The sequence below is a fragment of the Nonomuraea recticatena genome (assembly GCF_039533245.1).
In the GTDB taxonomy this organism is placed as follows: Bacteria; Actinomycetota; Actinomycetes; order Streptosporangiales; family Streptosporangiaceae; genus Nonomuraea; species Nonomuraea roseola.
The window spans coordinates 345,801-359,094 of sequence record NZ_BAAATE010000005.1 but is presented as its reverse complement, the minus strand read 5'-3'; the positions used below and the strand labels follow the sequence as shown (position 1 = coordinate 359,094).

12 protein-coding genes are annotated in these 13,294 nt (G+C 70.9%); 7 read left to right on the top strand and 5 right to left on the bottom strand.

Features of this window, described 5'->3' with window-relative positions:
* Window positions 1-22: 22 nt before the first annotated feature.
* Window positions 23-1,216: a MarP family serine protease gene (locus tag ABFX50_RS13255; RefSeq protein ID WP_183652328.1), complete on the top strand. Its 1,194-nt coding sequence runs from the start codon at window positions 23-25 to the stop codon at window positions 1,214-1,216.
* Here ABFX50_RS13255 and ABFX50_RS13250 read toward each other — a convergent pair whose 3' ends face one another.
* The 5 genes from ABFX50_RS13250 to acs form a co-directional block, all read right to left on the bottom strand.
* A complete protein-coding gene (locus tag ABFX50_RS13250) occupies window positions 1,217-1,654 on the bottom strand; it encodes a DUF309 domain-containing protein (RefSeq protein WP_346146244.1) in 438 nt (145 codons plus the stop codon). It abuts the gene before it with no gap.
* Entirely contained in the window at window positions 1,651-2,568 is a 918-nt protein-coding gene (locus tag ABFX50_RS13245) for an alpha/beta fold hydrolase (RefSeq protein WP_346146242.1), read from the bottom strand. The genes ABFX50_RS13250 and ABFX50_RS13245 overlap by 4 nt, the downstream gene beginning before the upstream one ends.
* Window positions 2,561-2,971 carry a phage holin family protein gene (locus tag ABFX50_RS13240; RefSeq protein ID WP_183652319.1) on the bottom strand — a complete coding sequence of 137 codons (411 nt, stop codon included), beginning with the start codon at window positions 2,969-2,971 and terminating at the stop codon, window positions 2,561-2,563. The genes ABFX50_RS13245 and ABFX50_RS13240 overlap by 8 nt, the downstream gene beginning before the upstream one ends.
* A 31-nt stretch (window positions 2,972-3,002) precedes the next feature.
* Window positions 3,003-4,229: a Na+/H+ antiporter NhaA gene (gene nhaA / locus ABFX50_RS13235; protein ID WP_346146239.1), complete on the bottom strand. Its 1,227-nt coding sequence runs from the start codon at window positions 4,227-4,229 to the stop codon at window positions 3,003-3,005.
* A gap of 336 nt (window positions 4,230-4,565) precedes the next feature.
* The gene (gene acs, locus ABFX50_RS13230; RefSeq protein ID WP_346146237.1) at window positions 4,566-6,554 is read right to left on the bottom strand and encodes an acetate--CoA ligase; all 1,989 of its coding nucleotides are present in this window, start codon (window positions 6,552-6,554) and stop codon (window positions 4,566-4,568) included.
* A 210-nt stretch (window positions 6,555-6,764) separates the two neighbouring features.
* On the opposite strand from acs, the gene ABFX50_RS13225 reads away from it, so the two are divergent.
* The 6 genes from ABFX50_RS13225 (at window position 6,765) to ABFX50_RS13200 (ending at window position 12,842) form a co-directional block, all read left to right on the top strand.
* Window positions 6,765-7,544 (top strand): Fic family protein, encoded by a 780-nt coding sequence (locus ABFX50_RS13225; RefSeq protein WP_346146235.1) that lies wholly within the window; start codon window positions 6,765-6,767, stop codon window positions 7,542-7,544.
* 591 nt (window positions 7,545-8,135) lie between these two features.
* A complete protein-coding gene (ssd, locus tag ABFX50_RS13220; protein WP_346146233.1) occupies window positions 8,136-9,176 on the top strand; it encodes a septum site-determining protein Ssd in 1,041 nt (346 codons plus the stop codon).
* Complete coding sequence (locus ABFX50_RS13215) at window positions 9,173-10,342, top strand: TadA family conjugal transfer-associated ATPase (RefSeq protein WP_346146231.1); 1,170 nt, start codon at window positions 9,173-9,175, stop codon at window positions 10,340-10,342. Before ssd ends, ABFX50_RS13215 begins: the two co-directional genes overlap by 4 nt.
* A gap of 226 nt (window positions 10,343-10,568) precedes the next feature.
* Window positions 10,569-11,291: a type II secretion system F family protein gene (locus ABFX50_RS13210; protein ID WP_346146229.1), complete on the top strand. Its 723-nt coding sequence runs from the start codon at window positions 10,569-10,571 to the stop codon at window positions 11,289-11,291.
* Window positions 11,288-12,064 (top strand): type II secretion system F family protein, encoded by a 777-nt coding sequence (locus ABFX50_RS13205; RefSeq protein ID WP_346146227.1) that lies wholly within the window; start codon window positions 11,288-11,290, stop codon window positions 12,062-12,064. The genes ABFX50_RS13210 and ABFX50_RS13205 overlap by 4 nt, the downstream gene beginning before the upstream one ends.
* 532 nt (window positions 12,065-12,596) lie before the next feature.
* On the top strand, window positions 12,597-12,842 hold the full coding sequence (locus ABFX50_RS13200; RefSeq protein WP_346146225.1) for a DUF4244 domain-containing protein: 246 nt from the start codon (window positions 12,597-12,599) through the stop codon (window positions 12,840-12,842).
* Window positions 12,843-13,294: the final 452 nt, after the last annotated feature.

The following is a 13,294-nucleotide window of genomic DNA, read 5'->3' as shown; positions in this document are numbered from 1 at the left end:
CCCGGTGGATACCTTTGAATCTGTGCGCGGTGATCTGCTCGACCTCATACTGATCGGCCTCGTGATCGCCTTCGGCATCTCGGGCTACCGCCAGGGTTTCATCATCGGCGCCCTCAGTTTCGTCGGGTTCATCGGCGGGGCCCTGCTCGGGGTCGTCATCGCGCCGCCGATCGCCAAGGCCGTGGTCGAGGGGGAGACCGAGCAGGCGCTGCTGGCCATCGTCATCGTCTTCCTCGCCGCCACCATCGGCCAGTTCGCCTCCTCCACCATCGGCGCGGTGGTCCGCTCCCACGTCACGTGGGAGCCCGCCAGGGTCGCCGACGCGGTCGGCGGCACGTTCGCCAGCGCGCTGTCGGTGCTGGTCATCGCCTGGCTCATCGGCTCGCTCGTCGTCTCGGCCCCCTTCCCCGTGCTCAGCACCCAGGTCAAGGACTCCCTGCTGCTCAACGCCGTCGACGAGATGGTGCCCGACGCCACGCGCGAGTGGCAGCGGCCGTTCAAGGAGTTCATCGACAGGTCGGAGTTCCCTCCCGTCTTCGACGCCATCGCCAACGGGCCCTTCGTCGACGTGCCGCCGCCCGCCCCGCGCAGCCAACTGCAGGGGCCGAAGCTGCAGCGGGCCCAGCGGGCCATCGTCAAGGTCCAGGGCACCGCGCCGAGCTGCAGCAAGCGCATCGAGGGCACCGGCTTCGTCTACGAGGTCGACCGCATCATGACCAACGCGCACGTCGTCGCGGGCGTCACCAGAGACCTGCGCGTCACCACCCAGGACAACAGGTCGCTCGAGGCCGAGGTCGTGGTCTACAACCCCAAGCGCGACATCGCCATCCTCTACGTGCCGAACCTCGGCATCAGGCCGCTCGCCTTCGACGGCACCGCGGAGAAGAACGACAACGCGATCATCGCGGGCTTCCCCAAGGGCCAGGGCTTCACCGCCGAGGGCGCGCGCATCAGGGTCAAGCAGAACGCCAAGGGCCCCGACATCTACCGCAGCAGCGAGGTCGAGCGCGAGGTCTACGCGATCCGCGGCAAGGTGCTCCCCGGCAACTCGGGCGGTCCGCTGCTGACCGTCGACGGCAACGTGTTCGGCGTCATCTTCGCCGCGGCCACCAACCAGGCCGAGACCGGCTACGTGCTGACGGCGGCCGAGGTCAGGCCCGACGCCGTCAAGGGCAAGAACGACACGACCCCGGCCGACACCATGGACTGCGACTAGCTACAGCGCGGCGGCGACGGCGTCGATCGCCGCCGCGGGGTCGCTGTCCTCCCGCAGCGCCAGCGCCACCCCCGCCACCTCCTCGTACGGCGTGCCGTACCTCTGGATCCTGGCGGCGCCGCGGGCGAGCAGCGTGAGCGCGCCTCGCCCGTTGCCCCGCTGCAGGTGGGTGAGGCCCACGCAGATCTGGGCGAGCCCCTGCCACAGCTCCCGCTCCTGCTCGGGGGCGCACTTCCACCTGCCCTCGAAGATCTCGTGCGCGTGGAAGGGCCTGTGGTCGCGCAGGAAGGCCATGGCGTCGGTCATGGCCTGCTCGGCGCTGGGCGCGTAGTCGTCGGGGACGCGCTCGACGCCCTCGGCGCCGTGCGGGAGCGGCCTGCCGTACTCGTCGCGCGGTCTGGCGTTGCGCGGGCGGCCCTGGGGGTCCCTGTCCCTCATCGGTCGGGCTCGGGGTCGGCCAGCCACGACAGCAGCTCGGCGTCGAACATCTCGGGCGCCTCCTCGTGCGGGAAGTGCCCCGTGCCCTCGAGCAGCCGCCACCGGTAGGGCGCGGCCACGTAGCGGCTGGAGCCCTGCGCGGTGCGCGGCAGGATGCACCGGTCGAGCGCGCCGTGCAGCTGCAGGGTGGGCGCCTCGACCTCGGTGCGCATGGCGCGGGCGTAACGCAGGCCGTCGGGACGCACCTGGGAGCGGGCGAACCAGCGGTGGTACTCCAGCGCGCAGTGGGCGACGGTGGGGATGCCGAAGGCCTCACGGTAGACGTGCGCGGTGTCCTGCTCGGGCCAGCCAGGACGCGACCAGTCGTCGAGCAGTTGCCCGACCAGCTTGCCGTCGTCGCGCGTCAGGCGCCGTTCGGGCAGGAACGGCAGCTGGAAGCCGAGGGTGTAGCCGCTGGCCCTGAGCTGGCCGAACGGGTCGGTCAGCAGCGCTCCGCGCAGGCGCCGCGGGTGCGGTGCCGACACCGCGACCAGGCGGTGCACGGTCTTGGGGTCGGTCACGGCCATCGTCCAGGCCAGCAGCCCGCCCCAGTCGTGGCCGACGACGATCGCGCCCGTCTCGCCGAGAGCGCGGATCAGGCCCGTGGCGTCGCCCGCCAGCGTGGGCAGGTCGTAGCCGCGCGGCGGCTTGTCGCTGCCGCCGTAACCGCGCAGGTCGACGGCGACGGCGCGGTAGCCGGCCTCGGGCAGGCTCGCCAGCTGGTGCCGCCACGTCCACCAGAACTGGGGGAAGCCGTGCAGCAGCAGGACGAGCGGCCCTTCACCCGCTTCCACGATGTGGAAGCGGGTGCCGCCGGCGTGGACGCTGCGATGCGTCCACGGCCCGTCCAGGTGGACGAAGCTCTCGTCAGGCATCGGGTTTCACCAGCTCGCCCTCTGGTGTGGCGATCTCCTTCAGGCCCTTCAGCGACCTGGTCGTGCGCTTCATCGCCGCCAGCCCCTTCAGCCTGCGAGTCCCCAGGAAGACCAGCAGGGCCGCGACCAGCAGGTAGAACACTGTCACGATCGTGAACGCCAGCCACTGGGGCAGGCCGACCTCCACGAGCACGTACGCGATCGCGAAGGAGGCCAGGATCAGGCACAGGTGGGCCATGAAGGCCGCCGCCGCGAACAGCCCCGCGGCGGTGCCGACCCGCTTGGCGTCGAACCTGAGCTCGGCCTTGGCCAGCTCGATCTCCGAGCGGACCAGCGTGGAGATGTGGTTGCTCGCCTGGGCGACGAGCGCACCAAGGGATTCTTCCTCGGAAGTCTGCGGCATGAACGTCTCCTATCGGGGCCAGGTGCCCGTGTCAAACATCATCCAGTCCATTGCGACGCTTACGCACCCGGACGTGCAGGAGAACCGCCGCCAGCATCGAGGCCGCGAGGCTGGCCGCGAGGACTCCCGTCGTCACGGCGGTGGCTCTCTCCTGATCAGCGCCGAACGCGAGGTCGCCGATGAGCAGCGACACCGTGAATCCGATGCCGCCGAGCGCCGAGACCGCCGCCATGTCCCTCCAGTGCAACTCCTCCGACAGCCTGGCCAGGCCGAGCCGTACCGCGAGCCACGCGCCGCCGAACACTCCCAGGAACTTACCGATGACCAGTCCGGCCATCACTCCCAGGACTACCCGATCACTGAAGATCACGCTCAGGCTGTCGCCGTCGAGCCGCACACCGGCCGACAGGAACGCGAAGACCGGCACCGCGAAACCCGCTGAGATCGGCCTCACGTAGTGGTCGGCGCGTTCGGCGGGGGAGCTGTCCTCGCCCGCGTTGGTGGTGACCCTGGTCAGCAGGCCGAGCGCGACGCCCGCCACCGTCGCGTGCACGCCGCTGACCTCGACGAAGTACCAGGCGAGTACGGCGAGCGGCAGGTAGGCCCACAGGCTCCTGACCCCCCTGCGCTGGAGCAGGCCGTAGAGCGCGATCAGGGCCGCGCCCACGAGCAGCATGACCACGTCGAGATGATCGGTGTAGAAGAGCGCGATGATCGTGATCGCGCCCAGGTCGTCGACGACGGCGCAGGTGAGCAGGAAGGCCCTCAGCGCCGCGGGCATCGCGCTGGCGGTCACGGCCAGCACGGCCAGGGCGAAGGCGATGTCGGTGGCCGTCGGGATGGCCCAGCCCCTGCTCGCGTCCTCGGCTCCCCAGCTGACGGCCAGGTAGACCAGGGCGGGAACGACCATGCCCGCGATGGCGGCGATGATCGGGAGCGCGGCCTTGCGCAGGTTGGCGAGCTCGCCGTGGACGAACTCCTCCTTCACCTCCAGACCCGCGACGAAGAAGAAGATCGTCAGCAGGCCGTTCTGGGCCCACTTGTAGAGCTCCAGGTTCAGATGGAGGCTCTCGGGGCCGAACCCGGCGGTGCGGAGGGCCTCGTAGGAGTCGATCGAGACGTTGGCCCAGACGAGGGCGGCCATGGTGGCGAGCAGCATGACGATGCCGCCGATGGTCTCCGTGCGCAGCGCCTCGGCCAGGGTTCGGGCGTAACGGACGGTCGGTCGGAGCGGCCATACTTCGGCGGCTCGGCGCACGGTGATCTCCCTTGGTGTACGGATACGTCGATCGTTCCCCCGCCGACCAGACTTCCCGGCACACCTGCGCGAGATCCTACCCAGACGCCTCCTGACACCACCGACCGCACCCGTACCGACCCATTTCCGACATCTTCCGCCCCTTGGCCCCTTGGCCCCTTGGCCCTCTTGCCCGCGCGTCTCCGAAGAACCTCAGCCCCGCTTGCCGTACCCCGCGTTTTGAAGGACCTCAGCCACGTTCGCGCCGGTGGGGCCGCCTGTGGGCCCCGGCCCCGTGCCCACCTCCTGGCATGCCGAAGGGCCGGAGGAAACCTCCGGCCCTTCGGATGGAGCTCGTCAGTCGTCGGACTTCGCGCTGGGCAGCTTCTCGGAGATGAGGTTCATCACCGTGCTGTCGGCCAGCGTGGTGACGTCGCCCACGCTCCGGTTCTCCGCCACGTCACGCAGCAACCGCCGCATGATCTTCCCCGACCGCGTCTTCGGCAGCTCGGGAACGACCAGGATCTGGCGCGGCTTCGCGATGGGACCGAGCGCCTTGGCCACATGGTTGCGCAGCTCGGTGGCGATGTCCGCGCCCTCCTCCGCGCTGCCGCGCAGGATCACGAAGGACACGATTGCCTGTCCCGTCACCGGGTCGGTGGCGCCCACGACGGCCGCCTCGGCGACCTTCGGGTGCGAGACGAGCGCCGACTCCACCTCGGTGGTCGAGATGTTGTGGCCGGAGACGAGCATGACGTCGTCGACGCGGCCGAGCAGCCACAGGTCGCCGTCCTGGTCCTTCTTGGCGCCGTCGCCGGGGAAGTACATCCCCTCGAAACGGGACCAGTAGGTGTCGATGTAACGCTGGTCGTCACCCCAGATCGTGCGCAGCATCGACGGCCACGGGTCGCGGACCACGAGGAAGCCACCGCCGCCGTTCGGCACGCTGTTGCCCTGGTCGTCGACGACGTCCGCGGTGATGCCCGGCAGCGGGCGCATCGCCGCGCCTGGCTTGGCCGCGGTCACGCCGGGCAGCGGGCTGATCATGATGGCGCCGGTCTCGGTCTGCCACCAGGTGTCCACGACCGGGCAGCGCTCACCGCCGATGTGCTCGCGGTACCAGACGTACGCCTCGGGGTTGATCGGCTCGCCGACCGAGCCGAGGACGCGCAGGGACGACATGTCGAACTTCGCGGGGATGTCGTCGCCCCACTTCATGAACGTGCGGATCGCGGTGGGCGCGGTGTAGAGGATCGTGACCTTGTACTTCTGGACGATCTCCCAGAACCGGCCGCGGTGCGGGGTGTCGGGCGTGCCCTCGTAGATGACGCTGGTCGCGCCGTTGGCGAGCGGGCCGTAGACGATGTAGGAGTGCCCCGTCACCCAGCCGATGTCGGCGGTGCACCAGTAGATGTCGCTGTCGGGCTTGAGGTCGAAGACCGCGTCGTGGGTCCACGCCGTCTGGGTCAGGTAGCCACCGCCGGTGTGCAGGATGCCCTTCGGCTTCCCCGTGGTGCCGCTGGTGTAGAGGATGTAGAGCGGGTCCTCGGCGTCGTGCGGCTGCGCCTCGTGCTGGTCGCTCTGGCGCTCGACCACGTCGTGCCACCACACGTCGCGCTCCTGGGCCGCGACCTCCTGCCCGGTCCTGCGGACGACGAGCACGTGCTCGACGCCTGGGGTCTGCGCGACGGCCTCGTCCACCGTGGGCTTGAGCGCGGAAGGCGCGCCGCGACGGTAGCCGCCGTCGGCGGTGATGACCAGCTTGGCGTCGGCGTCCTCGATGCGGCTCTGCAGCGCGGCGGCGGAGAAGCCGCCGAACACCACCGAGTGGATGGCGCCGAGGCGGGCGCAGGCCAGCATCGAGATCGGCAGCTCGGGGATCATCGGCATGTAGATCGCCACGCGGTCGCCCTTGCCCACACCCAGCTCGGTGAGCGCGTTGGCGGCCTTGTTGACCTCGCGCTGGAGGTCGGCATAGGTGAGCGTACGGCTGTCGCCCTCGGGCTCGCCCTCCCAGAAGTAGGCGACCTTGTCGCCGTTGCCCGCCTCGACGTGCCTGTCGACGCAGTTGTAGGCGATGTTGAGCCGGCCGCCGACGAACCACTTGGCGAACGGCGGGTTCCACTCAAGAGTGGTGTCCCAGCGCTTGGCCCAGGTCAGCCGGTCCGCCGCGCGCTCCCAGAACGCCAGGCGGTCCGCCTCGGCCTCGGTGTAGGCGGCGGCGGTCACGTTCGCAGCCGCGGCCAGGGCCGCCGGTGGTTCGAACCGGCGGTTCTCCTGCAACAGGTTCGACAGCGCCTGAGGCTCGGTGCCAGGGGTCTCCGGGGCCACTTCATGCTCCTTCATATGGCCAGATTGAGTCTTGCTGTCCCACTTCACCAGGCCACCAGGGCTCACCACAAGAGGTCTAGACAGGTCTGTACCAACCGTCTCCTGATGACCCGGAGTGCTGACAACTGCTATTAAACCGTTGTAATCCTGAAATCCCACAAATATGGAACGGGCCAATTGGGCCCCGTCCTAAAAGAGGGCTACCGGCCGGTAAGGTCGGAACCTGTGAGTGACCCATTGGCTGTCATTGCCGGACTTCCTGGAGTGCCAGAAGCGGTCGAAGAGGCCCGTGAGGCCGTCGACCGCCTGTACCGGCATCGCGTGCTGCGCCGCCGTAGCCCCGAGGTGTCGGCCGAGGCCGCGCTGCGCGGGGCGCGCGCGTCGGCCGCGCTGGCGGGGGAGGACGTGCCGCTCGACGCCCTGCGCAGGGGAGAGGTCTCCTCGCCCGTGGTCCAGGGCGCCCTTCGTGCCTCGGCCGAGCTGGGAAGACTCGGCTCCACGTGGCGGAGCACCCCGAGACAGGTGCTGGCGAGGGTGCACACGCTGGCCGCCGTGGGCCTGGCCGACGAGGCCGACATCGGACGGCCTCGCACGGGCGCCGCCGCGGCCGACCCTCTCGCGCTCGGCCCCGCTCCTACCGCCGAGCAGACCGCCGCTCGCATGGACGCGCTGTTCACGCTGGTCACCGGCCAGACGAAGGCGCCCGCGCTGGTGCTGGCCGCCGTCGTGCACGCCGAACTCGCCGTTCTGCGTCCCTTCGGGATCGCCGACGGCGTCGTCGCGAGGGCGGCCGAGCGTCTCACGCTCGTGGAGTACGGCCTCGACCCCAAGTCGCTGGTCCCGGTCGAGGTGGGCCACCTGGAGCTTCCGTACGCCGAGGGGCTGCGGGCATATCTGCAGGGCACAGGCGAGGGGGTCGCGGCCTGGGTACGGCAGTGTGCCTCGGCGGTGACACTCGGGGTCAGGGAGACGACCGCCATCTGCGAGGCCATGCAGCGGGCATAGCGGACGGCGTCCCACAAATGAGACGCCGTCTGCCGGCACGTCACACCGGGTTACCAAGCGTGCAACTGTATTCGTCGGACCGGGTCAAGCCCGTCTCGACGCGCCTCCCGCGGCTGGTCGCGCGTGGGTGCCCGGCTGACGTACCCGGACACTAGGTCCGTGAGACCTTTCTACGTCTGTTTCCGCCTCATGGGAACCCCTCTGTTCAAGACCTTTACCCCGCTCATGTGATCACGCAGAGTGATCTCGCGGTCAGTAGTCGTGCAACTACGCACCAAAAAAACTAGCGAAAATTGGAGATTACTCCTCGACGAAACTCGAGTTGATCGGGCAGCATACGGGGGTATCTCCCGATACTGGAGTGACTGTGCACGGGATAGCTTTGCAACTCCCTTGCCATGCTCTGGTTAAGTGATGAAAGCTTTCTTCTGAAACGGGCCCGGCTCTACCCCCCCGGAGCCGGACCGGTCAGGCGACCCCCGCTCTCCCCCCCGGCGGGGGTCGCCGCTTTTTATCCACAGAACCTCGTTCGGTAGCTCGCGCCCGTCGGCTCCTCCCCCATGCTGTGCCTCCCACCCCGAGGAGGCAGCAATGACCCGACCTCTGGCCATCACCGACGACGGCGACCTGCTCGACGATCTGGTGCGCGTCGCCGCGGCCGCAGGCTCCCAGCTCGACGTCGCCCACGCACCCGCCCTCGCCCGCCCCTACTGGTCGCACGCGCCGATCGTGGTGGTCGGCGACGACCTGGCCGACGCCGTGGCCGCCTCAGGGCCGCCGGGCAGGCCGAAGGTCTTCCTGGCCACCAGGCAGGGCGGCGATCCCGACAGCTGGCGGCGATGCGTCGCCGTGGGCGCCCAGGGCGTCGTCGAGTTGCCCGAGGGGGAGTTGCGGCTGGTCGAGGAGTTCGCTGACGCGCTGGAGCCGTCCCCGAGGGCAGGGGTCGTGGTCGGCGTCGTGGGCGGCAACGGAGGCGCGGGCGCCAGCCTGCTGTCGGCCTGCCTCGCGCTGGCGGCCTCGCGGCGCAAGCTCCGCACGCTGCTGGTCGACGCCGACCCCCTCGGCGGCGGCATCGACGTCCTGCTCGGGCAGGAGGAGGCCAAGGGCGCCAGATGGGCCGACTTCGTCTCGCGCGAAGGGCGGGTGAGCTCGGCGGCCCTGCAGGCCGCGCTTCCCGCCTTCGGCGAGCTGACCGTCCTCGCCTTCCACAGGGGTGAGGTGGAGGCGATCCCACCCGGAGCGATGCGCTCGGTGCTCGAGGCGGGCAGACGCGGCTTCGACCTCGTGGTCGTCGACCTTCCCCGTCACGTCGACGCCGCCGCGGCCGAGGCGCTGAGCCGCGCCTCGTCCACGCTCCTGCTGGTCACCGCCGACGTCCGCGGCGTCCTGGCCGCGGCGCAGGTGCTCGGTGAGATCCGCCGCCACACGGGCGCGGTCGGCATGGTCCTGAGGCCGGGGGTGCTGGAGGAGTCGGTCGTGGCCGCCTCGCTCGACCTGCCCTGCGCCGGTCACCTCGCCGACCAGCCGCGCCTGGCCGCCGCGCTCAACAAGGGCGATCTGACCCTCATCGACCGCCGCTCGGTGCTCGGCCACTTCTGCGCCACGCTCCTGACCGACCTCATGGCCGCATGAACGGCGTCTCCAAGGACCTGGTCGAGGCGGTCAGGGTGAGGCTGGCGCGGGCGGGCGTGGAGCCGAGCGCCGCCCAGGTCGCGGTCGCGCTCAGGGCGGAGAAATCGGTGTACGGCGACGCCGAGATCCTGGCCGTGGCTCGCGCCCTGTGCGCCGACCTCATCGGCGCGGGGCCGCTCGAACCGCTGCTGGCAGCGCCCGACGTCACCGACGTCCTGGTCAACGGGCCGCGCGAGGTGTGGATCGACGACGGGCGAGGACTGCGCCGCACCACGGTCACCTTCCCCGACGACGGCGCGGTCCGCCGCCTGGCCCAGCGCCTCGCCGCCTCAGCGGGCCGCCGGCTCGACGACGCCTCCCCGCACGTCGACGCGCGGCTGACCGGTGGGGTGCGCCTGCACGCCGTCCTGCCGCCCATCGCCTCCGAGGGCACGTGCGTGTCGCTGCGGCTGCCGCCCCGCCGTACGTTCACCCTCCCCGACCTGGTCGCCGCGGGCACCGTCCCTCCCGAGGCGGTCGCCGTCCTGTCCGCCGTGGTCGAGGCCAGGCTGGCCTTCCTGGTCACCGGCGGCACGGGCACCGGCAAGACCACCCTGCTGAGCGCCCTGCTCTCCCTGGCCGACGAGGGCGAACGCCTCCTCCTCGTCGAAGACTCCGCCGAGCTGCGCCCGCTCCACCCCCACGTGGTCCGGCTGGAGACACGCCCCGCCAACCTGGAGGGAGCCGGTGGCGTCGGCCTCCGCGACCTCGTACGGCAGGCGCTGCGCATGCGGCCCGACCGGCTGGTGGTGGGAGAGGTCCGAGGCGCGGAGGTCGTCGACCTCCTGGCCGCCCTGAACACGGGGCACGAGGGCGGCTGCGGCACCCTCCACGCCAATACCGCGGCCGACGTGCCTCCCCGGCTCGAGGCGCTGGCGTGCGCGGCGGGCCTCAGCCGTGAGGCCGTCCACAGCCAGCTGGCCGCGGCGCTCGACGTGGTGGTCCATCTGTCGCGGCGGCGCTCCGACGGCAGGCGGCTGGTCTCGGAGGTGTGCCTGCTGTCACGGAGCGCTTCGGGGTTCGTGGAGGCGGAGTCGGCGCTGACGTTCGACCTGGACGGCCGGGCGCGGAGAGGCCCCGGCTACACGGCCCTTCTCACCCGCACCGCCCTGTCGCCGGAGCGGTGACGTGCAGGCCGCCTTGGGATGTGCCGCTTGGTCCGGCCACGGCTTTCGGCGAGATCGGGTGCGTTCCTTGATCTCGTCCAGGGCTTCACCTCGCTGATTTCGCCGCTCGGCCACCGGGGCAGCTCGGCTGGTTTTGGCGGGGTCACCAGAGCTGGTTGAGGCGGGCTGCCGGGCTCGTGCGGCGGGCCGTCCGAGTTCTCAGTCCCTCCCGCGCTCGTCAAAACCCATGTCGAAGATTGGAATCAAGTCGTTGATCGTTATCGCCGCACTGTGCGCCGCGCTCGCCCTCTGGCTGTGGACCGGGCCCACCCACGCGGACCTCCGCCTCGATCGCCTGTTCGGCGCTCCGACGCCACGCCGGTGGCCTTCCCTGTGGGAGACGGTCAGACGCCCCTCCGCCGCACGCAGGGCCGAGGCGTGGCGCGTGGCTTCGATCGAGCTGTGCCAGGCGCTCTCCGCCGAGCTGGCGGCCGGCCGTACGGCGGGGGAGGCGCTCACCCGCGCCCTCGCCGCGGTCGAGCTGCCCGACCCTGTGCGGCCCCTGGCGGCCGCGGCCCGGGACGGTGGCGATGTGGCCGCCGCCCTCCGTGAGGTGGCGCCTGCCCAGGGCGGCGAGGGGTTACTGCGGCTGGCGGCGTGTTGGGAGGTCAGCGTGTCGGTCGGCGCGGGACTGTCCGGCCTGGTCGACAGGGTCGGCGTCGCGCTGCGTGCCGCGCAGGCGCACAGAGGTGAGGTGTCGGCCCAGCTCGCGGGGCCCAGAGCAACGGCCAGGATGCTCGCGGCGCTGCCTGCCCTCGGCCTCCTCATGGCGGCGGGGCTGGGGATGAATCCCGTCGGGTTCCTGTTCGGCAGCGTGCCGGGGCTGGCCTGCCTGGTCGTCGGCGTGGCTCTCGACGCCTGTGGGCTGTGGTGGACCCACCGGATGTCGTCCAGGGCGGAGGCCGCATGATCATGACGTTGGCCGCCGTCGCCTGCGCCTTCATGGCGACCTGGCTCTGGTTCCCCTCGGGTGGACCCGCTGAACGACTCGCCGCCCTGCGTCCACCTGGAGGACCGCCGCGGGCGCCTTCCGCCGATGCGGAGGAGTGGTTTCCTCCGCGTGCCGTCCACGGGGCTCGTCTCGACCGGCGGGCGCTTCTGCCTGGCCTGTGTGCGGCGCTCGTCATGTTCGTGCTGATGGGCGGCGTCGCCGGCATGGTGGCGGGGCCCGTCATCGGGGTGGTGGTCACCGTACTCGTCCACAGGAAGGCCGTCGGGCCCCACCTGCGCCGCGACCGTGAGCGCATCGCCGCCGACCTGCCCTTCGCCACGGACCTCATGGTCGCCTGCCTCCAGGCGGGGCAACCCGTCAGCGCGGCGACCGAGATCGCCGCCGTCGCGATCGGCGGACCCCTCGGACAGCGCCTCACCTGGGTCAGCGGCCAGCTCCGTCTGGGGGCCGACCCCGAGCCGGTGTGGATGGTGCTGGCGCGGGAGCCGTCCATGGGGGCGCTGGCCCGGGCCATGTCGCGTGCCGCGCAGAGCGGGGCTCCTGTCGCGGACGTGCTCACCCGCCTCGCCGACGACGCCCGCCAGGCGTCCAGGATGGCGTCGCTGGCAGCGGCCCGTCGGGTGGGCGTCCAGGCCGTGGCGCCGCTGGGCCTGTGCTTCCTGCCGGCGTTCGTGCTGATGGGAATCATCCCTGTGGTGGCAGGCCTGGCCAGCGGCGTCCTGCTCCCTTAGGGACCGACACACCTCAGGAGACGGAACATCGGCCGCGACTCGGCCCCTCGGGTATGAGCGCGCGACCAGCCTGCCGAGCTTCGCCATCTCCTCCCTCCCACGCACAGGGCCTGGCTATGCGTTACAGCGTTCCTCGGAGGCTCCCAGGCGCCTCCAGGGCGGCACGGCGCGTCCCGTGCGGGGGTGCGGCAGGCTGGCCGCGCCTCGGGTAGGGCGATATGACGTGCTCGGAGGCTGGCCGCGTCCCATGCAGGGGGTACGGCGCGCCTTGGAGGCTGGCCGCGCCGTGCCTCGTGTAGGGCCGGTACGGCGTCACACGGAATCTCGCCGCGCCCCATGCACGGCGATATGACGCCGCCCTGGAGGCTCGCCGCGCCCTGATGTAGTCATCCACAACTAGTTATCCACAGCCCCAGCCGACCCCGTCTCCTTCGTCCACAGAACCCCGCTCGGACCCGCCCCCATCCCACCCCCTCCGAGAACCTGATCCTCCACCCCGGACACCGTCCGGTCCCACCCCTCGGAGGCACTGATGCGCAAGCCGTTCCTCATCACGCCCGTCGTCCGGCTCCGGCGTGCCGTGTCGACCTGGTGGACCAGCCGCACCACAGCGGCTGCCCGCCTGGGCCTCGACCGCGGCATGTCCACCGCCGAGTACGCCGTGGGCACCATCGCCGCGTGCGGGTTCGCCGCGCTGCTCTTCAAGGTCGTCACGAGTTCCGAAGTTCAGGAAATGCTCACCACGTTGGTCAACCGCGCTTTGAACACCGCAGGCTGAACCTCCTTCGACACGTCCGGTTCCTTGCCCTCGTCGCGCGGTCTCGCGGGCTGGCAGCCGTACATCACGGCCCTCGAGCCCTCGTACCTCCAGCCCCGAGTCCGCCGCCCGCCCGCGCCTCCGTACGGCCCAGCCCTGAAGATCGCTGTACGGCCTCGACCTCAGACCGCCGCTCACAAAGCCCCGAGATCGCCATTCGAACCCCGAGATCTCGTACTCCCCCGAAGCCCTCGCAGTCCGCTCCCAGCACGCCGTCGCGCCCAGCTCCAAGCCCAAGCTCCCAGACAGCGGTACACCCGACCCCAAAGCACAGCCGACCTCATTCACAGCCTGCTACTCCGAGACCCCATCCACAGCGAAGCCCGCATCCACAGCGGAACCCCGATCCCACAGCCCGACTCCGCGGCGCACAGACGACTTGCACCACCGTCCGCCCTCAAATCCACCGCTGC